Source organism: Novosphingobium aquae, assembly GCF_037572715.1.
GTDB lineage: Bacteria > Pseudomonadota > Alphaproteobacteria > Sphingomonadales > Sphingomonadaceae > Novosphingobium > Novosphingobium aquae.
In genome coordinates this window covers 215,888-242,140 of sequence record NZ_JBBHJY010000002.1, presented here as the reverse complement: position 1 = coordinate 242,140, position 26,253 = coordinate 215,888, and the positions used below count along the sequence as shown (strand labels likewise).

At 64.6% G+C, this 26,253-nt stretch carries 30 protein-coding genes; 9 read left to right on the top strand and 21 right to left on the bottom strand.

Annotated features, from left to right (window positions below; translation table 11 throughout):
• Positions 1 to 427: 427 nt before the first annotated feature.
• A complete protein-coding gene (locus WG900_RS06490; RefSeq protein ID WP_339965689.1) occupies positions 428 to 1,645 on the bottom strand; it encodes an argininosuccinate synthase in 1,218 nt (405 codons plus the stop codon).
• A 169-nt stretch (positions 1,646 to 1,814) separates the two neighbouring features.
• Here WG900_RS06490 and WG900_RS06485 point away from each other — a divergent pair, with 169 nt between their 5' ends.
• A complete protein-coding gene (locus WG900_RS06485) occupies positions 1,815 to 2,924 on the top strand; it encodes a tetratricopeptide repeat protein (RefSeq protein WP_339965687.1) in 1,110 nt (369 codons plus the stop codon).
• Between the two features lie 10 nt (positions 2,925 to 2,934).
• Complete coding sequence (locus WG900_RS06480; RefSeq protein ID WP_339965686.1) at positions 2,935 to 3,408, top strand: DUF1801 domain-containing protein; 474 nt, start codon at positions 2,935 to 2,937, stop codon at positions 3,406 to 3,408.
• Positions 3,409 to 3,420: 12 nt separating this feature from the next.
• Here WG900_RS06480 and WG900_RS06475 read toward each other — a convergent pair whose 3' ends face one another.
• Genes WG900_RS06475 through WG900_RS06460 form a run of 4 tightly spaced genes read right to left on the bottom strand, consistent with a single transcriptional unit; the run spans position 3,421 to position 8,222 of the window.
• Positions 3,421 to 5,565 (bottom strand): hypothetical protein, encoded by a 2,145-nt coding sequence (locus tag WG900_RS06475; RefSeq protein WP_339965685.1) that lies wholly within the window; start codon positions 5,563 to 5,565, stop codon positions 3,421 to 3,423.
• Positions 5,562 to 6,821 (bottom strand): cyclopropane-fatty-acyl-phospholipid synthase family protein, encoded by a 1,260-nt coding sequence (locus WG900_RS06470; protein WP_339965684.1) that lies wholly within the window; start codon positions 6,819 to 6,821, stop codon positions 5,562 to 5,564. The genes WG900_RS06475 and WG900_RS06470 overlap by 4 nt, the downstream gene beginning before the upstream one ends.
• A gap of 44 nt (positions 6,822 to 6,865) precedes the next feature.
• Positions 6,866 to 7,447, bottom strand: coding sequence for a TMEM165/GDT1 family protein (locus WG900_RS06465; protein WP_339965682.1), 582 nt, complete (start codon positions 7,445 to 7,447; stop codon positions 6,866 to 6,868).
• 10 nt (positions 7,448 to 7,457) lie between these two features.
• Complete coding sequence (locus WG900_RS06460; protein WP_339965680.1) at positions 7,458 to 8,222, bottom strand: SDR family oxidoreductase; 765 nt, start codon at positions 8,220 to 8,222, stop codon at positions 7,458 to 7,460.
• Positions 8,223 to 8,300: 78 nt separating this feature from the next.
• Between WG900_RS06460 and WG900_RS06455 the strand changes: the two genes are divergently transcribed.
• On the top strand, positions 8,301 to 9,140 hold the full coding sequence (locus WG900_RS06455; RefSeq protein WP_339965679.1) for a PhzF family phenazine biosynthesis protein: 840 nt from the start codon (positions 8,301 to 8,303) through the stop codon (positions 9,138 to 9,140).
• Positions 9,141 to 9,144: 4 nt separating this feature from the next.
• Here the strand turns inward: WG900_RS06455 and WG900_RS06450 are convergent, their stop codons facing one another.
• The 10 genes from WG900_RS06450 to WG900_RS06405 all read right to left on the bottom strand — a co-directional run bounded on the left by WG900_RS06450 (position 9,145) and on the right by WG900_RS06405 (position 16,940).
• Complete coding sequence (locus tag WG900_RS06450) at positions 9,145 to 9,519, bottom strand: glycine zipper 2TM domain-containing protein (protein WP_339965678.1); 375 nt, start codon at positions 9,517 to 9,519, stop codon at positions 9,145 to 9,147.
• Positions 9,520 to 9,646: 127 nt separating this feature from the next.
• Complete coding sequence (locus WG900_RS06445) at positions 9,647 to 10,000, bottom strand: glycine zipper 2TM domain-containing protein (protein ID WP_339965676.1); 354 nt, start codon at positions 9,998 to 10,000, stop codon at positions 9,647 to 9,649.
• Positions 10,001 to 10,098: 98 nt separating this feature from the next.
• Positions 10,099 to 11,373 (bottom strand): 23S rRNA (adenine(2503)-C(2))-methyltransferase RlmN, encoded by a 1,275-nt coding sequence (gene rlmN / locus WG900_RS06440; protein ID WP_339965675.1) that lies wholly within the window; start codon positions 11,371 to 11,373, stop codon positions 10,099 to 10,101.
• Positions 11,374 to 11,424: 51 nt separating this feature from the next.
• Positions 11,425 to 11,916, bottom strand: coding sequence for an invasion associated locus B family protein (locus WG900_RS06435; protein WP_339965673.1), 492 nt, complete (start codon positions 11,914 to 11,916; stop codon positions 11,425 to 11,427).
• Between the two features lie 6 nt (positions 11,917 to 11,922).
• Entirely contained in the window at positions 11,923 to 12,102 is a 180-nt protein-coding gene (locus WG900_RS06430) for a DUF4169 family protein (protein WP_339965672.1), read from the bottom strand.
• Positions 12,102 to 12,590 carry a GreA/GreB family elongation factor gene (locus tag WG900_RS06425; protein ID WP_339965671.1) on the bottom strand — a complete coding sequence of 163 codons (489 nt, stop codon included), beginning with the start codon at positions 12,588 to 12,590 and terminating at the stop codon, positions 12,102 to 12,104. The genes WG900_RS06430 and WG900_RS06425 overlap by 1 nt, the downstream gene beginning before the upstream one ends.
• Positions 12,590 to 13,513, bottom strand: a complete 924-nt coding sequence (gene argC / locus WG900_RS06420) for an N-acetyl-gamma-glutamyl-phosphate reductase (protein ID WP_339965669.1) — start codon at positions 13,511 to 13,513, stop codon at positions 12,590 to 12,592. The genes WG900_RS06425 and argC overlap by 1 nt, the downstream gene beginning before the upstream one ends.
• On the bottom strand, positions 13,510 to 13,866 hold the full coding sequence (locus WG900_RS06415; RefSeq protein WP_339965667.1) for an SH3 domain-containing protein: 357 nt from the start codon (positions 13,864 to 13,866) through the stop codon (positions 13,510 to 13,512). Before WG900_RS06415 ends, argC begins: the two co-directional genes overlap by 4 nt.
• Positions 13,867 to 13,959: 93 nt before the next feature.
• Positions 13,960 to 15,561, bottom strand: coding sequence for an MBL fold metallo-hydrolase (locus WG900_RS06410; protein WP_339965666.1), 1,602 nt, complete (start codon positions 15,559 to 15,561; stop codon positions 13,960 to 13,962).
• Positions 15,558 to 16,940, bottom strand: a complete 1,383-nt coding sequence (locus WG900_RS06405; protein WP_339965665.1) for a leucyl aminopeptidase family protein — start codon at positions 16,938 to 16,940, stop codon at positions 15,558 to 15,560. The genes WG900_RS06410 and WG900_RS06405 overlap by 4 nt, the downstream gene beginning before the upstream one ends.
• A 252-nt stretch (positions 16,941 to 17,192) precedes the next feature.
• On the opposite strand from WG900_RS06405, the gene map reads away from it, so the two are divergent.
• Positions 17,193 to 18,017 (top strand): type I methionyl aminopeptidase, encoded by an 825-nt coding sequence (gene map, locus WG900_RS06400; RefSeq protein WP_339965663.1) that lies wholly within the window; start codon positions 17,193 to 17,195, stop codon positions 18,015 to 18,017.
• Here map and WG900_RS06395 read toward each other — a convergent pair.
• Positions 18,014 to 18,673, bottom strand: a complete 660-nt coding sequence (locus WG900_RS06395; RefSeq protein WP_339965661.1) for a heme exporter protein CcmB — start codon at positions 18,671 to 18,673, stop codon at positions 18,014 to 18,016. The genes map and WG900_RS06395 overlap by 4 nt on opposite strands.
• On the bottom strand, positions 18,670 to 19,248 hold the full coding sequence (gene ccmA, locus WG900_RS06390; protein WP_339965660.1) for a heme ABC exporter ATP-binding protein CcmA: 579 nt from the start codon (positions 19,246 to 19,248) through the stop codon (positions 18,670 to 18,672). The genes WG900_RS06395 and ccmA overlap by 4 nt, the downstream gene beginning before the upstream one ends.
• 47 nt (positions 19,249 to 19,295) lie before the next feature.
• Between ccmA and WG900_RS06385 the strand changes: the two genes are divergently transcribed.
• A complete protein-coding gene (locus WG900_RS06385) occupies positions 19,296 to 19,586 on the top strand; it encodes a 4a-hydroxytetrahydrobiopterin dehydratase (RefSeq protein ID WP_339965659.1) in 291 nt (96 codons plus the stop codon).
• 3 nt (positions 19,587 to 19,589) lie between these two features.
• Here the strand turns inward: WG900_RS06385 and WG900_RS06380 are convergent, their stop codons facing one another.
• The 4 genes from WG900_RS06380 to WG900_RS06365 form a co-directional block, all read right to left on the bottom strand.
• Entirely contained in the window at positions 19,590 to 20,861 is a 1,272-nt protein-coding gene (locus tag WG900_RS06380; RefSeq protein ID WP_339965658.1) for a DUF1214 domain-containing protein, read from the bottom strand.
• A 97-nt stretch (positions 20,862 to 20,958) separates the two neighbouring features.
• On the bottom strand, positions 20,959 to 21,813 hold the full coding sequence (locus WG900_RS06375) for a hypothetical protein (RefSeq protein ID WP_339965656.1): 855 nt from the start codon (positions 21,811 to 21,813) through the stop codon (positions 20,959 to 20,961).
• A gap of 167 nt (positions 21,814 to 21,980) precedes the next feature.
• Positions 21,981 to 22,793: an SDR family oxidoreductase gene (locus WG900_RS06370; RefSeq protein ID WP_339965655.1), complete on the bottom strand. Its 813-nt coding sequence runs from the start codon at positions 22,791 to 22,793 to the stop codon at positions 21,981 to 21,983.
• Positions 22,794 to 22,936: 143 nt separating this feature from the next.
• Complete coding sequence (locus WG900_RS06365) at positions 22,937 to 23,554, bottom strand: DNA-3-methyladenine glycosylase family protein (RefSeq protein WP_339965654.1); 618 nt, start codon at positions 23,552 to 23,554, stop codon at positions 22,937 to 22,939.
• A 114-nt stretch (positions 23,555 to 23,668) separates the two neighbouring features.
• Between WG900_RS06365 and WG900_RS06360 the strand changes: the two genes are divergently transcribed.
• From WG900_RS06360 to WG900_RS06345, 4 genes are all read left to right on the top strand, one after another.
• The gene (locus WG900_RS06360) at positions 23,669 to 23,986 is read left to right on the top strand and encodes a 2Fe-2S iron-sulfur cluster-binding protein (RefSeq protein WP_310534607.1); all 318 of its coding nucleotides are present in this window, start codon (positions 23,669 to 23,671) and stop codon (positions 23,984 to 23,986) included.
• Between the two features lie 61 nt (positions 23,987 to 24,047).
• Positions 24,048 to 25,061, top strand: a complete 1,014-nt coding sequence (locus tag WG900_RS06355; RefSeq protein ID WP_339965652.1) for a cysteine synthase A — start codon at positions 24,048 to 24,050, stop codon at positions 25,059 to 25,061.
• Between the two features lie 19 nt (positions 25,062 to 25,080).
• Positions 25,081 to 25,398 carry a hypothetical protein gene (locus WG900_RS06350; RefSeq protein ID WP_339965650.1) on the top strand — a complete coding sequence of 106 codons (318 nt, stop codon included), beginning with the start codon at positions 25,081 to 25,083 and terminating at the stop codon, positions 25,396 to 25,398.
• A 17-nt stretch (positions 25,399 to 25,415) separates the two neighbouring features.
• Positions 25,416 to 26,249, top strand: coding sequence for a DUF4350 domain-containing protein (locus tag WG900_RS06345; RefSeq protein WP_339965648.1), 834 nt, complete (start codon positions 25,416 to 25,418; stop codon positions 26,247 to 26,249).
• Positions 26,250 to 26,253 lie beyond the last annotated feature (4 nt).

Sequence of the window (26,253 nt, the reverse complement as noted above, 5' to 3'; positions counted from 1 at the left end):
TGCCGTTCCCGCCTGGCGGTTCCGTGACTGCCTTCTGGTGCTTGGTTCCGGTTTGTTGCTGGACCCGAAGGACCTGCTTCTCTCCGTTGCCGCGCTCCTCGCGAAAGCGGTCTGACGGTAGCGCGCCTCTCACTGCATCTGCGGTTCGCCAGGCTTATTCCGGGGGGAACTTGCGAGGCGTGTTTTCCGATACTGCTGCGGGCAGCGCCGCCGTACCTTCTGGTTGCTTTTTCCGTTTCGTTTCAGAAGTTTCCTTCTGTCCCGTTGCGTCTGAAGCGCCCTTCCGATGACTTGAAGCTGCGCCCACAAACCGAGTCGCACAAGCGGGATTCGGGTGACTTATCCACAGGCAGCCGACTCCACGGTGGATAAGTCGGCTCCTGCGGTGGACATCTTTTTCAATCGCCTCCCGCGAAGGCGATTCGCCTCAGCGGTCGCGCTGGGCCAGCAATCGCAGCCGGAGGGCGTTGAGCTTGATGAAGCCCGCCGCGTCCTTCTGGTCGTAAGCGCCGGCATCATCCTCGAAGGTGACGTGGCGTTCCGAATAGAGGCTGTTCGGGCTCTTGCGGCCGACAACGCTGGCATTGCCCTTGTAGAGCTTGAGCCGCACGGTGCCGGAAACCTTCGCCTGGCTGTGGTCGATTGCCGATTGCAGCATCTCACGCTCGGGGGCGAACCAGAAACCGTTATAGATGAGCTCGGCGTACTTTGGCATCAGCTCGTCCTTGAGGTGCGCAGCGCCGCGATCGAGGGTGATGCTCTCAATGCCGCGGTGGGCGCGGGCATAGATCTCGCCGCCGGGCGTTTCATACATGCCGCGGCTCTTCATGCCGACGAAGCGGTTCTCGACAAGGTCCAGGCGGCCGATGCCATGCTTGCGGCCCAGCGTGTTGAGCTCGGTCAGCAGGGTGGCGGGCGACATGGCCTGTTCGTTGAGCGCGACGCCATCGCCGCGCTCGAAATCGATGGTGATGTATTCGGGCGTGTCTGGCGCGTCCTCGGGGTTGACCGTGCGCGAATAGACGTAGTCCGGGGTCTCTTCCCACGGATCTTCGAGCACCTTGCCCTCGGACGAGGTGTGGAGGAGGTTCGCGTCGGTTGAGAACGGGCTTTCGCCGCGCTTGTCCTTAGGCACCGGAATCTGGTGCTTCTCGGCCCAGGCGATCAGCGCGGTGCGGCTGGTCAGGTCCCATTCGCGCCATGGTGCGATGACCTTGATCGAGGGATCGAGCGCATAGGCGGACAGTTCGAAGCGCACCTGGTCGTTGCCCTTGCCGGTGGCTCCGTGAGCTACGGCGTCTGCGCCGGTCTCATGCGCGATCTCGACAAGGCGCTTCGAGATCAACGGGCGGGCGATCGAGGTGCCGAGCAGGTAGTCGCCTTCATAGCGGGCATTGGCGCGCATCATCGGGAAGACGAAGTCGCGGACGAATTCCTCGCGCAGGTCGTCGATGTAGATGTGGTGATCGGGCACGCCCATCAGCTTGGCCTTGGCGCGCGCCGGTTCCAGTTCCTCGCCCTGGCCGAGATCGGCGGTGAAGGTCACGACTTCGCAGTTGTAGGTGACCTGCAGCCACTTGAGGATGACGCTGGTGTCGAGGCCGCCCGAATAGGCAAGCACGACTTTCTTGATGGCATCGGACATGGGGCAGGGACTCGCACAAAAAGGGCAGCAATTCGCGGGCGCGGCTAGCAGGGTAGGGGCGCTATCGCAACCATAGGCTAGGCGAAGCGGCGATGACAGAATTTGTCATTGGACCTGAAACTGCCGCTGCAGGATATTTGCGGGGCAATCAGCCTGGGAGGAGAAACCCATGCGCCGTTCGTTCAGCTATGCAGCCATCCTTGTCGCCTCCGCGTTCTGCGGCGGCCAGCTCGCCTCGCAGCCAGCGGTTGATGAGGCCAACCGCAAGCTGGCCTCATATGGCCTGCCGGCGATCGACAAGGTCCACCAGCCGCGCACCAATTGTCACAATGCTTACGACCTGTTGTTCGCCGAGAACGCAAAGGGCCGCAAGTCGAGCGCTGAGGAAGCGAGCTGGGCTGCTGCCTATGAAGCGGCGCGCGGGGCGAAGCAGCCCTGCCCCAAGCCGCCTGCCGGGCTGGCGGTTCGGGCGGACCAACACGTCATCCAGACGGAGCAGGGCATGGGCGGGGCAGCGGGGTATGCCCTGCAGCAGAAGGACCCGGTGGCCATGTTCGAGACCGGGCTGGCCATGTGGAATGGCAAGTTCGGCAAGTCGGACGGCAATGAAGGTTACAAGCTGATTTCGCAGGCGGCCGACCTTGGCGATCCTGAAGCGACCTATACCAAGGGCGTGCTGCTGGCGCGCGGGCAGGTCGACAACAAGGTCGATTACAAGGCCGGCCTTGCGCTGGTCGAGAAGGCTGCGACAGCGGGTCATGTCGACGCGATGTTCAGCGCCGGCAACTTCCACATGGCCGGGTTGGGAACCGCGAAGAACCCCACCAAGGCATTCGCCTGGTTCCGCAAGGCGGCCGAGCGCGGGCACATCTATGGCACCTTCCTCGCCTGGGACATGCTGAACGAGGGCAAGGGGACAAAAAAGGACTGGAACCTGGCCTACCGGCTTGGCCGCAATCTTGCGGAGGACGGGCAGGTCTATGGCGCGGTCATGGCAGCATCCGCGCTGCTCCAGTCGAGCGAGCCGATGAAACATCAGGACGAGATCCTTTACTGGATCAATTACTCGATCAAATACGGGAACTCCGACGTGCGGACCCAGATGACCGCGCTCAAGCCCAAGGTCGTGGCCATATTCAACCGCCCAGCCGCTCCGCCCCAGTACCGCCCGCGCACGTTCAAGGCCTGCCCGATGAAGACGGTCTGCACGGTCAACCACTATTCCGGCCTGCAAAGCTGCACGACCAACAAGGACTACTGGAACGATTGCGACGGGTGACTTTCCGTCGATGCGTGATAGGCTTCGCGTATCGGGAGGAACCGGCATGGCAAAGGCGGAACTGAAGACCAAGGCGACCGAGGTCAGTGCCGCCGATTTCATCGCGGCTGTTGCTGATACCCGGCGGCGCGAGGAAGCTGAGGTAATCGACGCCATGCACCGCCGCGTCACCGGCGTCGAACCGAAGATGTGGGGGCCGAGCATCATCGGCTATGGCAGCTACAACTACAAATACGACAGTGGCCGCGAAGGCACCATGTGCCGCGCCGGGTTCAGCCCGCGCAAAGCGGCGATGACGATCTATCTGATGGGCAATTACGCCAACCGCCAGCCCGAAGCCGACGCCCTCTTTGCGCGGCTGGGCAAGCACAAGACCGGCGCGTCGTGCCTTTATATCAACAAGCTGGCGGACGTGGATGCAGGCGTGCTTGAAGAGCTTGTGGCGCTGAGCTGGCGCTGCATGAACGAGGCTTATCCCGAATAGGGCGGCCCGGAGCTACATTTTCACAGGCGGCGAGGCTGGTCTGGACTTGCCCTTCGCCTTGGGCGCCTTGATCTTCCGATCGGAATAGGGCGCACCCAAGTCAACCGGATCGATCACCCGCTTCGCCGGGTCCTTGACCAGTTCCCAGGCCGCGTTGGCTTCCTCCAGCATGTCATAGCAATAGCGGCCCGTGCCATCGCCATGCTCGCCTTCGAGGAAGCGCTTCTCCGCTTCCTCTCCGTAATATCCGATGGGCAGGTCGCCGCGGAACATGTTCTTCTGGGGCACACGGGTGCCGACAGGCACAATCACGCACTTGCGATAGCGTTCGCAGGCCATGGCAAGCACTCGGCCGCGCTGCTCCATCGGTGTGGACTGGCACGAACCGACCAGGGCCGTGTGATCCTTGGCGAGCTTGTAGGCTTCAGCGTCGAGCTTATCCTCCTCGATGGCGTCGCAGCGGCTGCGGTACAGATGATCCTCGTCAGCCAGAGCCTTGGCACAGGTTTCGGCAAGCAGGGCAGGATCAGCCGCGATCTTCCTCCACTCCGCTTCCTCACGCTGCGAGCGCAGCGAGATGCACTTGTAGTCTATCGGGTCAAAGGCCTTTGCCTCCGGAAATGCGGGGGCATCTTTAGCCTCCGCCTCGTCGCGCTGGGCGCAGCGCGCGGCGATTTCGGCCGGGGTCAGCTTGTTTACCTGCTGCCGTGCATTGTCATCCTGTTCAGATTCGCGGGTTGACTTCACCGAGGCGCAGGCCTCCTCAAGCGGGTCTTCGCTGACATACTGCGGGTACTTGTAGGTGCAGCGATTGTCGTACTCCGCCGGGTTCTTTTGCATCAGGTCACGCAGGCGGCGGAATTCCTTCTCGTGCAGGGCGCGTGCGCGTTCCTGGCAGGCCTTGCCAAGCGCGGTGGCGGGCGTGTCATAGCGACCGATTGTCACGGCCTTGCACTCCACGTCCAGTATCGCGGGGTTGGCGAGAAGGCGCTTGGCCCAGGCATCCATCTTCGCCCGGTCGGCGATCCATTCGACCTGCGCCATCGCGCCTTCGCAGGCCCTTGCTTCCAGTTTGCTGCGCTTGTCTGCCGGAGTTCGCACGCAGATTTTGTCGCGCTTGACCACGTCGCCCACGAGATCGGTTTCGAGTTCAGTGACGGCCGTCTCGAACTCGGCGTCCGCCTTCATCTTTGCGCAGCCCCGGCGTGTGTTGGGGCCGATCAGCGGGTTCTTGCCGGGCTCATCGATGTCGCGGCAGATCATGTTGGCCCAGCGCTTGCCCATCATGCCGACGGGGTGCGGATCATCGTCCTTATCGGCGATTACGCTGCGCATGCGTTCGAGAATGTCGATCCGGCCATCGTCATCTTCCTGCTGATTGACCACGTGCGGATTGACCGGCCGCTTGGCGCGCAAGGCATCGGCCTTCGCATAAAGCGCATCAATCGCCTTCAGCGCTTCGTCCCAGCGCCCGGTTTCACGCAGGGCATTGATGCGGAACACGTCGAGCTGCACGGCAAAGTCGGGCGGGAAACCGGGGGCGTTGGCCATTGCCTCGCTCTCATCGGCGATGCGAGTCATCCAGCGTTTGCGGTCTGCGGGCGTCTTGGCGACCCAAGCGGCGCGCTGGAGCAGGTGGTAGCGCTGCCATGCCGGTCGGCCGAGTTTTTCGGATAGCCACAGCAACCGCGCGGCGCGGCTGTCTTTGCGCAGCGCTTGATACTCGGGCGTGGCGATCAGCGCGGGCAGGCGGGCGATCTCGGCAGTGGTGTAAGGCTCCTGGCTGTCGCCTTCCTCGTGCTTGTATTCGTTCATCAGCACGAGGCCGTTGGACGGGCACTCGGGCAGCTGGACGTCGCTCTGCTCCGACCCCGGACCGCCGCCATCGGGATAGGTCTCGAGCGGAAAGCTGAACGCGTCGATGACCTGGCTGAACTTCTCACCGCCGACCGGGCAGGTGAACTCCACCGGCTTGCCGTAAGTGTGGCGGGGGCCTTCGGTGTTAACCGGAACGTCCTCATCCGCCGCTTCCACCGCCTCTGTTACAGCGGCCGCAGCGTCTGCCGCCGCCTCGCGTGCAGTCTTCGCATCTTGCGCCGGGGCAGGGGTGAGCAGCAGCAGGGCCGAGAGCGCCCCGGCAAAGGCCAGTGCCCTCATTCGGCAGCGTGCTTTTCCAGATGCCACTCGGGCGCCTGCTCAGCCGCGAGCAAGCGCAGCATCTCCGCTTCGATATAGTCGCGCGTGTTCGGCACGGCATTGCGGCGCTTTACCGTCTGGAACTGGAAGTTGACGAGGTTGCCGTGGCGAAAGCCCTGTTCGGCGCCCGCCAGATAGAACTGCCACATGCGGAAGAAGCGCGCGTCGTAAAGCTGCTCGATCTCTTCGCGGTGCAGGGTTGCGCGGCGGTACCATTCGGCCAGCGTATAGGCGTAGTGGTAACGCATCATTTCGAGGTCGGCGATTTCCCAGCCGGTGCGCTCGAGCGAGGCGGACATTTCGCTCACCGCCGGCAGGTAGTGGCCAGGGAAGATGTACTTGCGGTTCCACTTGTCGGTCGCGCCGCTTTGTTTCAGGCGGCCGATGGTGTGGGTTAGCATGACGCCGTCGGGGGCCAGGAGGTCCCAGGTCTTGGAGAAATATTCGTCGTAGTTCTTCAGGCCGACGTGTTCGAACATGCCGACGCTGGCGATCCGGTCAAATTGCACATTGACGTCGCGGTAGTCGGTCAGCTCGAATTTCACCTTGTCCGCTACCCCGGCGGCTTCGGCGCGTTCGTTGGCGAAGCGCACCTGATCGGGCGCGAGGCTCACACCGAGCACTTCGCAGCCGTAATGCCGATTCAGAAACAAGCCGAAACCGCCCCAACCGGAACCAATATCGAGCACTCGCATACCCGGCTCAATCCGCAGCTTGGCGGCAATCAGCGCCTTCTTGTCGAGCTGCGCCTGCTCCAGCGTGCCATTCGGATCCCGCCAATAGGCCATCGTGTACTGGCGGTCGGTATCGAGAAAGAGTTCGTAAAAACGCCGCGTAAGATCGTAATGATGTTCGACATTCTTGGCTGCCCGCGCGCGGTAATTGTTCTGGTCAAGCCTTGACGCAACCTTGTCCAGCACCCGGCGCAGCGGGTTGCGCGCGCGCACGGCATCGCCCGAATCCTGGCTCATGACAAACAGGATGAAGTCGCGCACGTCATGCGGCGGTTCGATCACGAGCCGGCCATCCATATAGGCCTCGCCCGCACCGATGCGCGGGTCCTTGGCGATGTGCAGCGCCGCCCCCTTGTCGGTCAGCCGGATGTGGAGGGGATCGGCGGCAGGCTCACCATAGGTGTAGATCTTGCCGTCGTGGTCGGTCAGCACGAGACGACCCTTGCGGATCAACGCGCGCAGCATCTTGTCTAGCAGCCACATGCGGCAAGCCTATGCCACTTGTGCACAAAGGCAAGTTTGATCTGTCAGCCGAGCCAGCCGAGCGCCGAAGCGAGCTGCCATACGCCGAGCACGAAGAACAGCGCCGCCGCCGCCGTGCGCGCCGCTTTCAGCGAGACGCGCTTGACCAGTTCCTCGCCGAGGAACACGGCGGGCACATTGGCGATCATCATACCGAGTGTGGTGCCAGCGGCGACGGTAAGCACATCGCGGTAATGCGCGGCCAGCGCGATCGTCGCGACCTGAGTCTTGTCGCCGATCTCTACGAAGAAGAATGAGACCAGCGTGGTCAGGAAAGCGCTGCTTTTGGTGCGGACCGATGTTTCTTCATCGTCGTCCAGCTTGTCCGGCACCAGCGTCCACGCGGCCATGGCGATGAAACCGAGCGCAACCGCGATGCGGAACCATTGCGATTCGACCAGTCCGGCCACCTCGCGCCCGACCAGCGCGGCGAGTGCATGGTTGGCAATGGTGGCGACGAAAATGCCCGCGATAATCTGCCACGGCGCGCGCAGCCGGGCGGCCAGCACGATGGCAAGCAGCATCGTCTTGTCGCCCACTTCGGCAAGCGCGACGACGAGGGTGGAGGTCAGCAGGGCTTCGAGCATGGGCGGCGCGTTAGGTCAGCCCGCGCGCAAGGTAAAGCACGTCGCGCGGCTGGGTCATCAGGTGCTGGCCCGAATCGATGAACAGCGTCTCGCCGCTCGCCAGCCAGCCTTCGGACAGCCATAGCGCTGCATCGGCCAATTCCTCAGGCTCGGTAATCCGGCCGAGCAGGTTCATCCGGCCCGATAGCAGGTGCTCCTCGTCACGCTGATCGTGGCTGGGGAGCATGGCCCCGGGGGCAAGGGCGTAGACCCGGTCGCGCGGGTCATCCTGTGCCATCGCCAGCGTCCGAACCGATGCGGCAAGCGCGTTCTTGGCCATGGTGTAGGAGAAGAAATCGGGGTTTGGATTGGCGACCTTCATGTCGGTAAACTGGATCACGCGGCGACCGCCATCGGCCCTGGCGGAGCGCAGGAAGGCCTGCGCCATACGCACCGGCGCGGCAGCGTTGACGGCCATCGCCTCGGCAAAGACGGCGGGATCGATGCGGTCGGCGCGGTCTTCGTTGAATACGGCAGCGTTGCTCACCAGCACGCGCCAGTCCGGCAGGCGCGCGGCGAGGGCCTCGACCATGGCCTCGGCCGCATCGCCGTCTGTCAGGTCGCACTGGACAACTTCGGCGCGGGGCAGTTCGGCTGCCAGCGTCTCGGCCTCGGCGTGCGAGAAGCCGTGGTGAATGACCACGTGCCACCCCGCGGCACCAAAACTGCGCGCAAGCACTGCGCCGATGCGCCGGGCGGCGCCGGTGATGAGGACGGCGGGTCGGTTGATTGCCATACGGCGTTTGGAGCATAAGCCGCGCCGGCATGGAAGGGCGCCCAGGCGATTTCCCGGCACCTAAAGGAGAATGACGGCGTGAATCTCGATCTGATCGACGTGTTCTGCAACGGCCCGCTCAGCGGCAACCCGCTCGGAGTGGTCCATGGCGGCGAAGGGCTGACGACCCAGCAGATGCAGGCGATCACTTGCTGGCTGGGATATTCCGAGACGACTTTCCTGCTCCCGCCGACCGATCCGGCGGCAGATTACCGCGTGAGGATATTCTATCCGGCGGGCGAATTGCCTTTCGCCGGCCATCCCACGCTGGGTTCCGCCCATGGCTGGCTGGCGGCGGGCGGCGTGCCGAAAGGGACCGGACGGATCGTGCAGGAATGCGGCGTCGGGCTGATTGAGGTTCGCCAGCAGGGCGAGCGGCTGGCCTTCCGCGCCCCGCCTCTGATCCGCACCGGAGCACTCTCAGCGGACGAACTGGCCGAGGCGCTGCGCGTATCTGGCGCCGATCCTGACCACGTAGTCGAGGCGGTCCATGTCGCCAACGGCCCGAACTGGGTGCTGCTGCGCATGGACAGTGCCGAGGCCGTCCTTGCGGCGGAACCGGCGGCAAAGGCTGCTCCCGGGACCGATGTCGGTTTGGCGGGACCTTGTGTGCCGGGCAGTGAAGCTGATTGGGAACTGCGCGCTTTCTTCGCCAAGGGGGCGGGGGACATGGCGGAGGACCCGGTCACCGGCAGTTTCAATGCCGGGGTTGCGATGCACCTGTTCGAGACCGGGCTAGTCAAGGATAGCTACATCGCTGCGCAAGGCCGCAAGACCGGCGCGAACGGCCTGGTCTATGCCAACAATGAAGCTGACGGCGTGTGGATCGGCGGGCGCGTGGCGACCGTGTCGGCAGGCGGGGAGCTTTTCGCCCCCTAAGCCCTTATTGGCACTTCACCTCACCATCGGTGAGCGACTTGCCGAGCAGGCCACCGCCAACCGCGCCGATGATCGTGCCGAGCGTGCGCTTGCCGCGCCCGGCGATGCGATTGCCGAGGAAGCCGCCGATGGCCGCGCCGATCACCAGCCCGGTCGTGCCGTTCTTGCGCTTGCAATGATACTGGCCGTCTTCGCCCAACCAGACGCGGTCACTGGCGACGAGCGCCTGCGGGGTGACGTATTGGCCGTTTTCGTCATAAGCCACGGCGCTGTTCGCCGGGGCGCTGCCGCCAAACGTGTAGAGCGGCGGATCCGCCGCAACGGGAGCGGCGAAGCAGACTGAGCCGGCTAGTGTGAGGGCGATGAGTGACTTGCGCATGGGCAATCCTTTCGCATGGACGAACCACGCGAAAGCTACGTCAACTCGCCGACGATGACTCACCTTAATGAGTCAGGCCGTGCCGCCCGCACGACAAGCCGTTCGGGCGAAACATCGGGTTGCAGGTTTAACGGCAGCGCGAATTGCTGCGTTCGATCTCGCGGCCAAGCAGCGCACCTGCGGCGGCACCGATTATCGTTCCGGTCGCGCGGTCACCGCGGCTGTCGATTGCGCGGCCAACCAGAGCGCCGCCGGCAGCGCCGATCAGCAGGCCGGTGGTGCCGTTGCTGCGCTTGCAGTAATAGCGGCCGTCGCGACCCTGCCAGTAGCGCACGCCGTTTTCGGTGCGGCGATAGGAAATGTCGCCGTTCTTGGCGCGGTAGCCATTGGCGGGGGCCCATGCTGGCGGCGCGGCATAGGCTGCGGCGGCCGGCAGGACCATCGTGGCGAGGCCGGCGGCGATGAGTGTCTTGCGAAACATGGGTAGGCTCCTATGACTGTGTTAACTCGTGAGAGCACCAAAGGGTTCCATGGCTGAACTGCGGATTGCCGGGCAGCTGGACTGCCCCGAATGTGCGATCAGCCGAGTGCGGCCTGTTTTTCCTCGGCCAGCCGGTCAAGCTCGGCGCGGCTCATCTTCTGCGCAGCAGTCTTGAGCTGGCCGCAGGCGGCATCGATGTCACGGCCGCGCGGCGTGCGCACCGGCGCGCTGATGCCGGCTTCGAAAACGATCTCGGAAAAGCGCCGGATGCGGTCGGGCGATGAACATTCATAGATGGCGCCGGGCCACGGGTTGAACGGGATCAGGTTGACCTTGGCGGGCAGCTTGTACTGCTTGATCAGCCGCACCAGTTCGCGCGCATCGGCATCGCTGTCGTTCTTATCCTTGAGCATGACGTATTCAAACGTGATGCGCCGTGCGTTGCTGGCGCCGGGATAGTCGGCGCAGGCCTGGAGCAGTTCCTCGAGTCCGTACTTGCGGTTGATCGGTACGATCTCGTCGCGCACTTCCTTGTTCACCGCGTGGAGCGAGACCGCCAGATTGACGCCGATTTCCTCGCCCGCGCGGGCCATCATCGGCACCACGCCCGAAGTCGAAAGGGTGATGCGGCGCTTCGACAGGGCGAGGCCTTCGCCGTCCATGACGATCTTCAGCGCATCGCGGACGTGGTCGAAATTGTAGAGCGGCTCACCCATGCCCATCATCACGATGTTGGTGAGCAGGCGGCCATCGGGGGAATAGCCGCCGCCATCTTCGTCCTCGACTTCATCAAGTCCGGCCATTGTGGCGATGCGGGTATCATCGGCGCTGCGCGGCCATTCGCCCAGTTCATCGCGGGCCAGCATGACCTGTCCGACGATTTCGCCCGGCGTCAGGTTACGCACCAGTCGCATGGTGCCGGTGTGGCAGAAACGGCAATTGAGCGTGCAGCCGACCTGGCTCGAAACGCACAGCGTACCGCGCGATTCGTCGGGGATGAAGACCATTTCAAACTCGTGGCCATCATCGGTGCGCAGCAGCCATTTGCGGGTGCCGTCGTTCGAATGCTGGGCCAGCACGACCTCGGGCCGGCCAACCACGAAGCGCGCCGCCAGCCACGGGCGCATGGTCTTGGAGATGTCGGTCATCGCTTCGAAATCGGTGACGCCGCGGTGGTAGAGCCAGTGATAGACCTGCTTGGCGCGCAGCTTGGCGGCCTTGGCATCAAGGCCTGCGGTTTCGAACAGCGCGGTGATCGCCTTGCGCGGCAGGCCGAGCAGATCCACCCGGCCATCAGCGCGCGGAGTGACCTCGCGCGGGGTGGGTACGGGATCGATCATTCCCGGAATCGACATCAGTGCTGTATCGGCCATGGTTGGGCACATAGGGTTAGCGGCCCAGTTTGGCTAGCTTCGGCGAATGCCTCAGCGAATTCCAGCGCAACCGATCTGCGCCGCGTCCATGGCGGTTGCCGCGCCCGACAAGGCATAAGTGTTGGCGAAATTGCGGCCCGAGGCATCGCGCGCGCTGACCGTCATCGACCCTGCGGAGCGCATGGCTGCGGCCACGGCAGCATCCATCCGCTTGTCTGCCGCCCAGGCATCGCCGCCGCCGGCGGACAGTTCGAAGCGCTGGCCGCTGATCGTCAATACCACGCGCGCACCCTGCGCGAGTTTGCGCGACAGGCGGAAGTGGATTTGCCCGCGCTCGTTCCGGCGCGGCCAGGTGCCGATCGCGGCATAGGGCTGGAAATCACGCTGGAGCCGCGAAGGCTCGGCCATGGCGATGGCATAGCAGCGCGGCACGGCGGGATCGCGAAAGGCCGCCCACTTGCCATAGACGCCCAGATTATCGCGCGCCGAAGCCGGGGCGGCGATCAGCAGAGCGATGAGCAGGAGAGGCAAGCGGCGCGGCATGGCGGTTCAATCGCCGTCGCGCCGGTGGGCGTCAAGCTCGCGTGCGGCGCGGTCCTGCTCGGAGCGCTCGCGCAGCTTCTGGGTCTTGGTTCGCCCGCTGAGCGCGCGGTTCTGTTCGGCGGCGGCTTTGTCAGCCTCGCGCTTGCGCGCCTTGCGCGCCAGACGCAGGTTGACAATCTCGGCCATCAGAGCGGCTCGGGGTAGGTGATCGCAATCACTTCCCATTCCTTTTCGCCGCCGGGCAAGCGTACCTTGCGCAAGTCGCCCAGTGCCGCGCCGCGCAGCGCGCGGGCCATCGGTGCGGACCACCCGATCAGGCTCTTGCTGGCATCCTGCTCGTCATCGCCCACCAGCGTGATCGTACGCTGCCCGTCGTTATCGTCAGCAATGGTGACGGTGGCGCCGAACCATACGCGGCCGGGGTCGGTCTGCGCGGCGGGATCGATCACCCGGCACAGCTTCATGCGCTTGGCGAGGAAGGCCAGCTCGCGGTCAATCTCGCGCATGCGCTTGCGGCCATAGAGGTAATCGCCGTTCTCGCTGCGGTCACCATTGCCCGCCGCCCACGAGACGATCTCGACAATCGCGGGGCGCTCTGTGCCCAGCAGATGGTCGTACCGCTTGCGCAGCGCGGCCATGCCCGCCGGGGAAATCGGCGGCGCTTTCGGGTCCACTAGAGGCTGAGACCGGCGGTTTCCGGCAGGCCCGCCATCAGGTTGAGGTTCTGCACCGCCGCACCGCTGGCACCCTTGCCAAGGTTGTCGAGCACGGCGACGAGCCGCGCCTGTCGGCCATCCTTGGCGCCGAAGACATAGAGGTCGAGCCGGTCCGAAGGCTCGGCAGAACGACGCAGCAGCAGTTCATCGGGCGTATCGGCGTGAAGCGTCACGACTTCGCTGCTCTGGTAGAACAGCTGGAGGCACTGGCGCAGACCGTCGACCGGCGCAGCGCGCTCCATCATCGACAGGTGCAGCGGCACTTCGACAACCATGCCGCGATGCGCCGGGATCACCGCCGGGGCGAAAACCGGCTCATTCCCCAGCTCCGCATAGCGCTGCATTTCAGGCACGTGCTTGTGACCAAGCGCGAGGCCGTAATCGCGGTAGGCGATGTCGGTATCATCTTCGAACCGAGCGATCAGCGCCTTGCCGCCGCCCGAATAGCCGGAGACGGCGTGGCAGACATAGGGCCAGTCCGCCGGCAGCAGCCCGTTGCGGATCAGCGGCGCGAGGAGTGCGATGAAGCCGGTGGGATAGCAGCCGGGGTTGCTCACCCGCGCTGCATTGGCGATCTTTTCGCGCCCAGTGATTTCGGGAAAGCCATAGGTCCAGCCCTGCGCCACACGGTGTGCGGAGCTGGCATCGACGATGCGGACCTTTGCGCCCTCGGCCAGCGCGACAGCCTCGATCGCGGCATCGTCGGGCAGGCAGAGCACGGCGAAATCGGCAGCGTGATAGGCATCGCGGCGCGCGTCGGCGCTCTTGCGCTGAACGTCGTCGAGCACAACCAGTTCGAATTCGCTGCGCGGGGCAAGCCGTTCTAGGATTTCGAGACCGGTGGTCCCCGCCGCGCCGTCAATGAAAACCCGCGCAGTCATGCTGCGAGTTTGAGCTGGTTCATGGACACATAGCCGACCAGTCCGTTCTCATCTCCCGCCTGTCCCCAAGCCTGGCCGCCGGCAATATCGAGCACGTCGAAGTGCGAACCGGCTGGGAGTGCTGCGAGCACTTCTGCATCGGCGCGTCCGGACGAGAGTAATTGCGCTCCGCCAGCCACAACCTTGTGCGGCGCGGGCACGGCGTAATGCGGCACGAAATAGCAGCCCGCGAGGCGGACATGGGCCAGATCACCGCGCACCGGCGTGTGCGCCGGATCGGCGATCTTCATCGGTCCGGTCATCGCAAAGTTGCGTCCGTCGAGATTGGTATCAAGGCTGGCCAATTCGCTCACTTGCCCTCCGGTTCCCCTGCCCGGATGCCCCGGGGATGGGGGCGCTTATACAATAGAGGCGTTTCAGGCAAGTTAGCGACCCCTGGGGGCAGCCTAGCGGTGGTCATGCCTATCCTTCTTCGCCTCTCGGAACTCGGTGTAGCTGTCGAGCACGGCGCGCATTTCCGCGATGGCGCGCTCGCGGGCTTCGGCGTTTTCGATCCTGAGCAAGCGCTGCTTGAGGCTGCTGGCGAGATCGGCATAGGAATTCTGCCAGTCGCGCCCGACTGCGGCCGCAGTTTCGGGCGGTGCGGTGCGCAGGCGGCTGGCCCGACTGCCCGGTTCGAGCTGCCAGGTCTCACCGATTCCCGGCACGATGACCGACGGCGCGAGTTTACGATCCTGCGCCAGACGGGCCAAGACATCGATCGCGGCGCTCTCACCGTGATCGAGCATAAGGCTGCCCGATATCGGCGCGCGAGCAGCAATCCAGTCGAGTAATTCCGCCTGATCGGCATGAGCGGAATAGGAATCGATCCGGCGGATCTGTGCGCGGACCAGCACGTCCTTGCCGGTGATCCGCACCCGCTCTGCACCTTCGAGGATAACGCGGCCGAGAGACCCTTCGGACTGGAAGCCGACGAACAGCACGGTGGAATCGCGCCGGTGCAGGTTGTGAAGCAGGTGGTGCCGGATGCGCCCAGCTTCGCACATGCCCGATGCCGCCAAGATGATCGCGCCCGAAATCGTGTTGAGCCGGACAGATTCGGACACGTCGTTGACGTAGTGGATCGCCGTGCTTTCAAACGGATTGGTGCCGCCGGTATCTTCCAGATCCTCAAGATGTCGGGCAAAGACCTTGGTGGCGCGGTTGGCCAGCGGTGAATCGACAAACACCGTGGCATGTCCGATGCGCCCATCGCGGGACAGGTTGGCGAGGTCGAGCAACAGTTCCTGAGTCCGTTCCAGCGCGAAAGTCGGCACGATCAGGTTGCCGCCGCGCCCCAATGCCTCGTTGACGACCCCGGCAAGGATGTCACGGCGTTCGGCAATGGAGTGCTTCTCACGGGCGCGGTCACCGTAAGTGCTCTCGCAAAAGACATGGTCGAAGCCGGCCGGGCCTTCGGGATCGGGATGGAAGGCCTTGTTGTCCGGTCCGATATCGCCCGAACACATCATCCGCACACCCGCGGCCTCAAGCTCTACAGAGGCGGATCCGAGAATATGCCCGGCGTTCCACAGTCGCGCGCGATATCCGGGTGCGGGTTCGAACCATTGGCCAAGCGCGACAGGCCGCGCCATGCGCCAGGCCTCCAGTCCGTCGGCTTCGGTGTAGAGCGGTTCCATCGCCCTATTGCCCTCACGGTCGCGGCGGCGGTTCATCCGTTCGGCTTCGCCCTCGTGGATGCGGCCGGAATCGGCGAGCATGTATTCGAGCAACTCGCCGGTCTGGTCCGTGCACCAGATCGGACCGCTGAAGCCGTCCTTGACCAGTTTGGGCAGCAGGCCCGAATGGTCGATGTGCGCGTGGGTCAGGATGACGGCGTCAAGCTTTTCCGGGTTATTCACCCGTTTTGCCATGTTCAGCGATTCCAGCGTGCGCGAACCCTGAAACATGCCGCAATCGACCAGTAGCCGCGCTTTGCCCGTGTCGAATTCAAGGCACGATCCGGTGACGGTGCGACCCGCACCGTGCAGGGTGACGGTCAGGCTCATGTGTAGCGCCCTTGCAGCATGGCCCATGATGCGCGCAGGCCCAGCGCCTCGCCGCCCTTGGGTCGCCCGGGCTTGGAAACCGGCCGCCATGCAAAGGTATCGAAGTGCGCCCAGTCTATGCCCTCGCCAACGAAGCGGTCGAGGAACAGCCCCGCGACCGAGGCCCCGGCAAAGCCGTTGGTGTGGCTGTTGTTGATATCGGCGATGTCGCTTTTCAGCCATTCGGCATAGGGTTTGTGCAGTGGCAGGCGCCATGCGGGATCGTCGTTTTCGATGCCCGCCGCCAGCAGTGCCTCTGCCGTCGCGTCCTGCCGCGTCATCAGCGCGGGCAGGTCTGGCCCGAGCGCCCCGCGCGCCGCACCGGTGAGCGTGGCGAAGTCGATGATCAGTTCCGGCGAGCTCTCGCTCGCCTTGGCCAGCGCGTCACCCAGAACGAGGCGGCCCTCGGCGTCGGTATTGCCGATCTCGACCGAAATCCCCGCGCGGCTGCGCAGGACGTCGCCGGGGCGGAAGGCATTGCCCGCCACCGCGTTCTCCACTGCCGGCACCAGCATGTGCAACCGCACCGGCAAGCCAGCGCCCATGATCAACTGCGCCAGTGCAATCGCGTGGGCTGCGCCGCCCATGTCCTTCTTCATCAGCAGCATTCCGGCGCTCGGCTTGATGTCGAGCCCGCCTGAATCGAAGCACACGCCCTTGCCGACAATGGCCACGCGCGGGTGCTTGGGATCGCCACATTCGATCTCGATCATTCGCGGAGCGTGGCTGCGGCTGGCGGCGCGGCCAACCATGTGGACCATCGGGAATTCGCGCTCGAGCGCATCGCCCTTGGTCACGTGGATTTCAGCGCGGTACTGCTTGGCGATCTGGTGGGCGGTCGTTTCGAGTTCGGCGGGCCCCATATCCTCCGCCGGCGTATTGACGAGATCGCGGACCAACTCCGTCGCCGCCGCTTCGGCGAGCACGGCGTCAATCGCCTTGACCGACTTGGTCAGAAGAATGCGCGGCCCTTCCTCCTTGGGATCGGAGCGGTAACGGTCGAACGAGTATTGTCCGCTGAGCCAACCGAACATCGCTTTACCCGGCTCACCGCCCTCGCGGCGATAGGTCCCCGCGGGGAGCACTTCGGCCAGTTTCGCCATGCACCAGCTGGACAAGTCATCCGGATTGGCCACGCCGGAAACGACGAACCAGTGATCGCCATCAGGCACGATCGCATAGGCATAGCCGTCGCCCTCGAACTTCTGCGCGGCCAGCGCGGCGCGCTGCGCGGCGTTCAGGCCCTTGGCGAAGGCGGGGAAGGTGTCCTTCGAGACGAGGTGGATCGCGGTGGCTTTCTGCCCGCGATCGGGCTGGATCAGGGAGTTCTTGTCGCTCATGGGAGGGGGATAGGCGCAATCTCGGCCTCTGTGAATCCCCATCTCATTTACACACTCCGTCATCCTGAACTTGTTTCAGGATCCATTTCGCCCTGGGCACTGGTGACTTAGAGACATGGGACGCGGGCAACTGGTCTCTTATTGACCCGTGCGCTCGGCATGATGGATCGTGAAACGAGTTGAGGATGACAGTAAAAGGGACCGTGCGCACAGCATCTCGCAATTCCGGCCAATCGCGCCTATGTGGGCGGCATGACTCAATACCAGACCGTCGAATCCACCGATGTCCTCCTTCGCGATGGCACGATCAAGCTGCACGCTCCCGAACACTTCGAGGGTATGCGCAAGGCCGGGCGTCTTGCCGCAGAGATCCTCGATGAAATGGCGCCTTTTGTGAAGCCGGGCGTCACCACGGGGGAGATCGACGATCTTGTCCGCAAGCTCACGCTCGATGGCGGCGCGGTGCCGGCGACACTTGGTTATCGCGGCTATGCCCATTCGTGCTGCGTCTCGATCAACCATGTCGTGTGCCACGGGATCCCCGGCGACAAGGTCCTCAAGGACGGCGATATCGTCAACATCGATGTGACCCCGCTGCTCGATGGCTGGCACGGCGATTCCAGCCGAATGTACCTCGTTGGTGACGTGCCGCTGAAGGCGCGGCGGCTGGTCGACGTGACCTATGAGTGCCTGATGATCGGCATCGAACACGCCAAGCCCGGCGCCAAGCTGGGCGATATCGGCGCGGCCATCCAGAAGCACGCCGAAGCCAACCGCTACGGCGTCGTTCGCGAATTCTGCGGCCATGGCCTCGGCCGCCTGTTCCACGATGCGCCCGAGGTGGTCCACGCCGGGCACCGTGGCACCGGGCCGGAGCTGAAGCCGGGCATGTTCTTCACCATCGAGCCGATGATCAACCTCGGCAAGCCGGGGGTGAAGCTGCTCGAAGACGGCTGGACGGCCGTAACGCGCGACCGCTCGCTTTCGGCGCAGTTCGAGCATTCAATCGGGATTACCGAGACCGGGTGCGAGATCTTCACCGCGAGTCCGAAGGGACTGGACAAGCCGCCTTACTAACCCCGCCCATTCCGCACTGCCGCGCCGGCAGCAAACGGGGCAATCGCCAGCAGCACCAGGCTCGCCGCGCCACAAAGGGCGAGGCCGCTTGTCCCGCCCACGGCAAGGCTGCCCGCGCCGAAGACCAGCAGAGGCACGGCCATCGGGATCACTAGCAGACCGCCAAGCGCCGCGCCGCCGCGCAGGCCGGCGGTGAGTGCGGCGACCATGACGCCGAGCGCGGCCAGTCCCGGCGTTCCTGCCAGCAGTCCGATCTCGACGATCCGCAGCTTCTCGCCATCCAGCCCGAGCAAGGCGGCAGCGGGGAGGGCGGCGAGCATCAGCGGCGGGCCGAAGCTCAGCCAGTGGGCAAGGATGCGCACGCCCATCAGCGCCTCTTCGGAAATACCGCGCAGGGCCCACTGATCGAACATGCCCTGATCGAGATCAGGCTCGACCAGCCGGTCAATCGGCAGGATCGCCGCGAGCAGCGCCGCAACCCAGATCACCCCGCCGCCGGTGCGCGCCAGCAGGACCGGGTCCGGCCCGACAGCAAAGGGGAACAGCATGGCGACCGCGAGGAAGAACAGCAGTGGCAGCGTCGCTCCGCCGCGCCGCCCGCCGAAAAGCAGCAGCACAATGTCTCGGCGCAGGATGGCAAGGAGTGGGTGGCTCACGCGGTGAACTCCGCAAGATCAATGCGGTGATCGCCCGGCAGCGCGATTGGCTGGTGCGAGGCGACCAGCGCCACGCCGCCAGAATCGCAGTGCTGCGCCACCAGCGTTTCGACCATGGCCACCGCCGCGCGGTCCAGCCCGTTGAGCGGCTCGTCAAGCAGCCAGACCGGCGCGGACTGGCCGACCATGCGCGCAAGCGCGGCACGTTTTTTCTGGCCGGTAGAAAGGTAGCGCACCGGCACATCAAGCAGGTTTTTGAGGCCCAGCAGGCCGAGTGGCAGATCGTCCCATCCATCGATGCGCTGCCAAAAGGCCAGCGCATTGCCCAGAGGCAGGTGCGGATCGAGCGCGGGTCGCTCATCGAGCAGGGCCGGCGTGCCGCCGCATTCAACCGTGCCGGCCAGCGGGCGGAGCAGGCCGGCGATGATGCGAATCAGGCTCGATTTGCCGATCCCGTTGGCACCTGCAACCTGTATCGCCTCGCCGGGGGCAAGCGCAAACGACAGGCCGCGAAACAACAGCCGCTCGCCGCGCTGGCAGGCGAGATCGGTCGCTTTCAGGCTGGCCCCTTGCATGAGGCAGCGCCTTAGGGGAAACGGGGCCTACTGCCAAGGAGTGCACCATGCCTGTTACCCGCCTGACTGACGCCGAGTGCGATGCCCTGCTGTCCGAATGCCCCGCATGGCAGCTCCGCGCCGATGGCAAGGCGATCGAGCGCGCGTTCAGGTTCGGCGATTTCAACGCCGCCTTTGGCTTCATGACCCGCGTTGCGCTTTATGCCGACAAGGCGGACCACCACCCCGAATGGTCCAACGTCTACAACCACGTGAACATCACCCTGACCACTCATGACGCGGACGGACTATCGCAGCGTGATGCCGATATGGCCCGCGCAATCGAGAGCTTTCTCTAGGGCTTACCAGACCGGTCGCTGGACATAGGCGGCGCGGCGTTCGCGGACGATCTGCTGGCGCTGCTGCGGTGTGACGGTGCCTGTATCGGCGGGCAAGTGCTTGCGGACATCCGCCAGCTTGACCTTGGTTGCGGTCGGCACCGGCTGGCTGTCGCAGTCCATCCAGCGGCCCTGGATCAGGCCCTTGGCGTGGCCGGCGGTATCAAGCCAGTTGGGCACGCCGGGGTCTTTGGACGAGACGACGATGCGCAGCCGACCGTCCTTATCCGCCGGGGCCTGCGCGTTGTTGAGGCTCGAATGGTTGTTGTACCAGTCGGTGGTCTCGTACAGCTCATTGGTCAGGATCAGCGAGCGGTAGCGGCAGACCTTGGGCACATCGCTTTCGACGATCAGCGCTTCGTCCTCGGCGAGGTCATAAGCGCCCTCGTAGTAATACTGGCCGGCAAGGCCGCCGGCGCTGGTAATGTCGAAAGTCTTGAACCGGTTGACATATCCATCGCTGCGCAGCTTTTCCACGTGTTCGACGAACATCAGCGCCATCATGTCGACCATGCCGGGCAGCGCGCGCAGCCGCGCCTCCAGATCGGCGGCAGAGCGGCGCGGGCGGGCGGCAGGCTTGTCGAGCCGTTCGATGGAGAGCGTCGGTGCCTGCTCTTTTGCCCAGTCGGCGCTGACCATGCGGATCATCAGGCGGCTGGCCTGTGGGCGCAGCTCCCACCATTCGCCGCGGTGGCCTTTTGGCTTTGCCGCGCTCAGCAGCACGTCAAAGCGCCCCTGCTTGTCGAGCTTGAGCTTCGACAGGTCGATATGGTTGCGACCCTTGCCGGTCTCGGCATTGCGGGGCACGATCTGGCTGATGATCGCCTGATTGAGCGATCCCGCACGCCCTCGCAGCCGATAGGTGCCTGCGCCATCGACCCGGGCCGAGCGATAGATCGTATCGGCATTGGGCTGGCCAACGTTGAACAGATAGCCGATGGCCGGCAGAAATTCAGGCGCATCGGCATCGCCGCCGATTGCGTCGACCCCTTGCGAGGTCAGCGCTTCCAGCGCGAGGCGCGCCACTTCCTGCTGCACCTGCGGATCGCTTCGCATCGCCTCAGGCAGGCGGGCGAGCATCCGGTCGGGCAGGTCGGATAGCTTGCCGACCAGCTCGTTCCAACCGGGCACGGCGGAACCCTTCGGCGCGGCGGGCGCGGGCTGGGCCTGTGCGGCGAGCGGCAGGATGGTGGCCGCACCAACGGCAAACAGGGCGAGCAGGCGCTTGGGTGTCATGGTCAGGCATCCTCTGCGAAGTCTGTTTCGCCGCAGGGTTGCATGGCTGCACCGGCGGACAAAGGGCGGGGGCAAGTCCATCGCCCCCGCGTCAGGCCTATTTGCTGGTCGTCAGCGCGCTGGAAACGTCCTTCACCAGTCGTCCGCGATGATAGCGGCCCTCGCGGTCCAGCGGCATCTTGTAGAGCGCCTTGAGCAGCGCCTCGTCCTGCGACGTGATTTCACGCGGCGGCGGCGTGCCATTGAACAGCGACAGGATCGAATCCCCCGCCAACGGACCCTGCGGCCATATCTCGGCAAGGCTGACCATCGCCGCATAGTCGATCACCGCGTCAAAGCCTTTGCCCTCGGCCAGCTTGACGTCGATCACCACGGTTACCGTTTCCAGCGAGCGCTTGGTCTGGGTGGCGATGGTGCTGGTGCGGTAGGAATTGGTGAAGGGGCTGGACAGGCTGCCGCCACCGGCGTCGCTGGAGGCTGACGCGCCAGAGGCAGACGTCTCGATATTAAGCCACGGCGGCGGAGCAGACGATCCCGGCATCCCGTCGTGGCTGCGGACCTGGCTGGCGTACCACCAGCGGATCGGATCGCTGCCCTTGAGTACGCGGTCGCGCTGCGAATGCGGCACCTCGGCCAGCTGGCGCGGGTCCATCGCATTGACCCGCTGGACCAGGTCGGCGCCCAATTCGGTAAAGGTGACGAGGACATTCGGCTTGCAGCCTTCCCTGGCCACCCGCGCGCCGATGTTCGATGCCACTTGCCGGATGCGGGCGACAACCATGGCGGCCTTGTCGTCGACAATGCCTACTGCGCGGGGGCAGACCGGATCGACCCAGCGCGCCGCCGGTTTCACCGTGGTGACAATGCCGATGTTCTGCACGTAGGCTCTGGCCTGTTCATGCGCCTGCTCCTTGCTTAGCGCCTTGCCCTTGACGACGATATCTTGGCCCATGGACGGCTGAGCCATGAAGCCCAGGCCGGTTGCCAGAAGCAAATGCTTACCCCGCATAGGTTTTCTCCCGCTGGGGCAAGACTAAGCCCGGCGCTCGAAAACCGTTAGCGGAAGATTGTCGCTGCGCTTTCCGCTCGTCGCAAACATGGGGCAATCCGGCTACGCGCCTACTCCAGCGCAGCGCGCGCCTTCATCAGGTTGCGGCTGCGCTCGCGCAGCTTGCCGGGCATCCACTTGGCGGCAAAGGCCATCGACTTGGCCGTCTTGCCGACCAGATTGTGGACCTTGGTGCCGCCGTTGACCGCGTTCCACACCGTCTCCGCGGCGACTTCGACCGGCGTGAATTCCAGCCCGGCGCGCACTACGCTTTCGCGCTTGGACACGTTGCTCTTCTTGTTGGCCGGGCCAGCGAGAATGCCGGTGTCGATGAAGCTGGGCATCAGCGAGCAGACGTGGATGCCATCATCGCGCCATTCGATGTCGAGCGCCTCGGTGAAGCCGCGCACCGCGAACTTGGTCGCCGAATAGAGGGACAGCCCGCCCGATCCGTAAAGCCCCGCCGCGCTCGCCGTGTTGACCAGCGAGGAACCGGGGGCGGCGGCCTTGAGATGAGGGTAGGCCGCCTGCGCGCCGTAGACCACGCCGGTGACGTTGATCGCGATCAGCGTGTCGATCTCGTCCTTGTCGAGTTCATGCAACATGCCGCCGGTGCCGATCCCCGCATTGTTGAACAGCACGTCTATGCGCCCGCCGCTGGCCTTGGCGAAAGCGGCAAGCGACTCGTCCCACGCCTCGCGGTCGCGTACGTCGAGTTTATGCGTGGAGCAGGATCCCGGCGGCAGCAGCGACTTGGTCTCGGCCATGCCGCTGTCGGAAATGTCGGCAATCCCGATGAACCACCCGCGCGCGGCAAACCAGATGGCCACCGCCCGGCCAATGCCCGACCCGCCGCCGGTGATGAAAATCGCTTTCCGATCCATGTTTGTCTCTCCCGTTGGCGGGGAGGTTAAGCCGATCGGGCGGGGCTTGTCGATTCCGTTACGGAACGGCTGATCAGCGTCGAGTTTATGCCCAGCGACCCACTTCCGTCATCCCGGCGAAGGCCGGGATGACGGAAGTGGGCTTACAAAGCCGCATTGTTATAGCAGTGCCACGTGAAGATCGCCGCCGCCCCCCGGTGCGGACGCCACGCCTCCGCGAGCACGCGCGTCTCCTTCTCACTTGGCCGCTCATCCAGCCGCAAAATCCGGTGCAACCCCGCCTGCACGGCAAGGTCTCCGGCCGGCCAGATGTCCGGCCGGCCCTCGGCGAAGAGGAGGTAGATCTCGGCGCTCCAGCGGCCGATGCCCTTGATGCGGGTGAGGAGTTCGATGGCTTCCTCATCATCGGCGGGCAGGGCGTCGAAGGTCAGGTCGCCGGACAGGACCATTTCGCACAAGGACCGGGTATAGCCCTGTTTCTGGCGGGAAAGGCCGCAGGCGCGCAGTTCGTCGAAATGGCTGGCGAGCAGCTTTTCCGGGGCGACATCTTCGCCCAGGTGCGCCTCGAGCTTGCGCCACATCGAGGCGGCGGCGGCCACGCTGACCTGCTGGCCGACGATGGTGCGCAGCAAGGTGGCATAGCCGCGTTCCCGGATTCGCGGTTCGGGGTAGCCGGCGATCTCCAGCGCCCGCGCCATGCGCGGTTCGGCAGCGGCGATGGCATCGAGTCCGCTGTGGATCGCCGCTGCGCTTAATCCCATGATCCACCGTATATCATATCTTCGCGCAACCCTATATCTTGCCAAAGCGGCGCCTCTTCATTAGCAGCGCCGCCAAAGCCCGCAACCGGGCCGCGAACCCAAAGGAAAACAGCAATGGCCAAGCTCGTTATCGTCAATCGTGAAGGCGCTGAAACCGAAGTCGATGTGAAGAACGGCTACACCGTCATGGAAGCGATCCGCGACAACGGCTTTGACGAGCTGCTGGCGCTGTGCGGCGGCTGCTGCTCGTGCGCGACCTGCCACGTGGTTGTCGATCCCGCATTCGCCGACAAGATCCCGGCAATGAGCGCTGACGAAAACGACCTGCTCGACAGTTCGGACCACCGCGTCGCCACCTCGCGCCTGTCGTGCCAGGTCAAGATGACCGACGCGCTTGACGGTCTGCGCGTGACCATCGCCGAGGAAGACTGAGTATCGGGGGGCAAAGCGCAAATCCATTGCGCGGGCCCCCTCTCGCTCCTACCTCTGCGGCATGACTGCACCTGCTGTCCGCAATACGCTTGACCTGATCGGCAACACCCCGCTCGTCCTGCTCAAAGGACCGAGCGAGGCGGCTGGCTGCGAGATCTGGGGCAAGTGCGAATTCGCCAACCCCGGCGCCTCGGTGAAAGACCGCGCGGCGCTGTGGATCGTCCGCGATGCCGAGGCCAAGGGATTGCTGCAGCCCGGCGGCACGATCGTCGAAGGTACGGCGGGCAATACCGGCATTGGTCTGGCTCTGGTCGCCAATGCGCTGGGCTACAAGACGATCATCGTCATGCCCGAGACGCAGAGCCGCGAAAAGATGGACACGCTGCGCGCGCTGGGCGCGGAACTGGTGCTGGTTCCCGCCGCGCCGTTCTCCAACCCCGGCCACTTCGTGCACACCTCGCGCCGGCTTGCGGAGGAGACCGAAGGCGCGATCTGGGCCAACCAGTTCGATAACGTCGCCAACCGCAAGGCCCACATCGAAAGCACCGCGCCGGAGATCTGGAACCAGCTGGAAGGCCGGCTCGATGGCTTCACTTGCGCGGCTGGCACTGGCGGCACAATTGCCGGGGTGGGGCTGGGCCTCAAGGAATTCGACGAGAATATCCGCATCGCGCTGACTGATCCACATGGCGCGGCGCTTTATAATTACTATGCCCACGGCGAGCTAAAGGCCGAGGGCAATTCGGTGGCCGAAGGCATCGGGCAGGGGAGGATCACCGCCAACCTCGAAGGCGCGCCGATTGACACGCAGTTCCGCATTTCCGATGAAGAAGGCATTGAATGGGTCTCGCGCCTGCTTGCCGAGGAAGGGCTGTGTCTTGGTCTCTCAAGCGGGATCAATGTTGCCGGCGCCATCGCGCTGGGCCAGCAACTGGTGAGCGAAGGCCGCAAGGACGCGCGGGTCGCGACGATCCTCTGCGATACCGGCTTCCGCTACCTCTCGTCGCTGTACAATGCCGAGTGGCTGGCCACCAAAGGCCTCCCCATATTCCCATGGTTGCGCCCCGCCGCTTGAAGTTGTAAACTGCGTTCCAATGGCAACACGGCCGAACGATAGTCCGACGGGTCCCGGACCGCAGCACTTCCAGCTGCCCAATGCGCGAGAGCTTCGCGCACAGGCCGTGCATCGCCTGCAGATCGGCATCTTCGGACTCGCGACCATGCTGCTGCTGGTCGGCCTCGCCAACATCATCATGGACCGCGCCCGCCAAGCCGAAGTCGGGGTGAGCGGCACTTCGCAGGTCCAGGAAGCGCCCAAGGCCAATACTGATCCGCTGGCCGATATCGGCGCGGTGCCTTCGCCCGAGACGACTCTGCCCACCGCCCAGCCGGCTGCGGCGCCTACCAACTGATCCGGCGTACCGCCTTCGTGGCGGCGCTCGCGTCGTCGCTGCTGCTCGGTGCCTGCGCCGGACACTCCCGAACGCGCGACAGCATCAGTCTGATGACCAGCCTGCCGATCCTGTGGGCCGAAGAGCCGAGCATCGGCGCAATGCTCGGCAAGGCCGAAGCGCCGCCGCACTGGGCGCGCGGCGTGCTGGAGGCGCGTGGTACTGTCGTCCCGCTTGACCGAATTGCCAGCGATACTCTGCGCGGCGTGGAACTGGCCGTTCTCGCCCAGCCGCGCGCGTTGTCACCAGAGGAAATGGCCGCGCTGGATCGTTGGGTGCGCGGCGGCGGGAAGCTGCTGCTGTTCGCCGATCCGATGCTCACCGCGCATTCGATCTTCCCGGTGGGCGACAAGCGCCGTCCGCAGGCGATCGCCATGGTCGATCCGCTGCTCGCGCATTGGGGGTTGGAACTGGGCTTTGACGATGCTGCTTTGGAGGGTGAGGCCACGGTTCAAGCCACCGGGCTCAGCCTGCCTGTGAACCTGCCGGGGACGCTCAAGGGCAGCAGTAAACGCTGCTTGATTGATCAGTCCGCGCTGGTGGCAACGTGCGGCATCGGGAGGGGCAGGGCGGTTATTGTTGCTGACGCTGCGCTGCTTGAGAGCGAAGGCATCACCGGCCCGGAAGCCCGCAAGTCTGCGCTGGCCGGCTTGCTCGCGCTTGTGGAAAACCGCCGGGAAAGCGAACCGGGGAAAATCGGGATGAACGCGGGGAAGGTCGGTGGGCGCGAAATAATAACTTTCGAAAACAACCACTTGATGACTAGACTGAAACGTGGTTTCTGGCCTGTTGACCTCGATAAAATTGAATAAAACC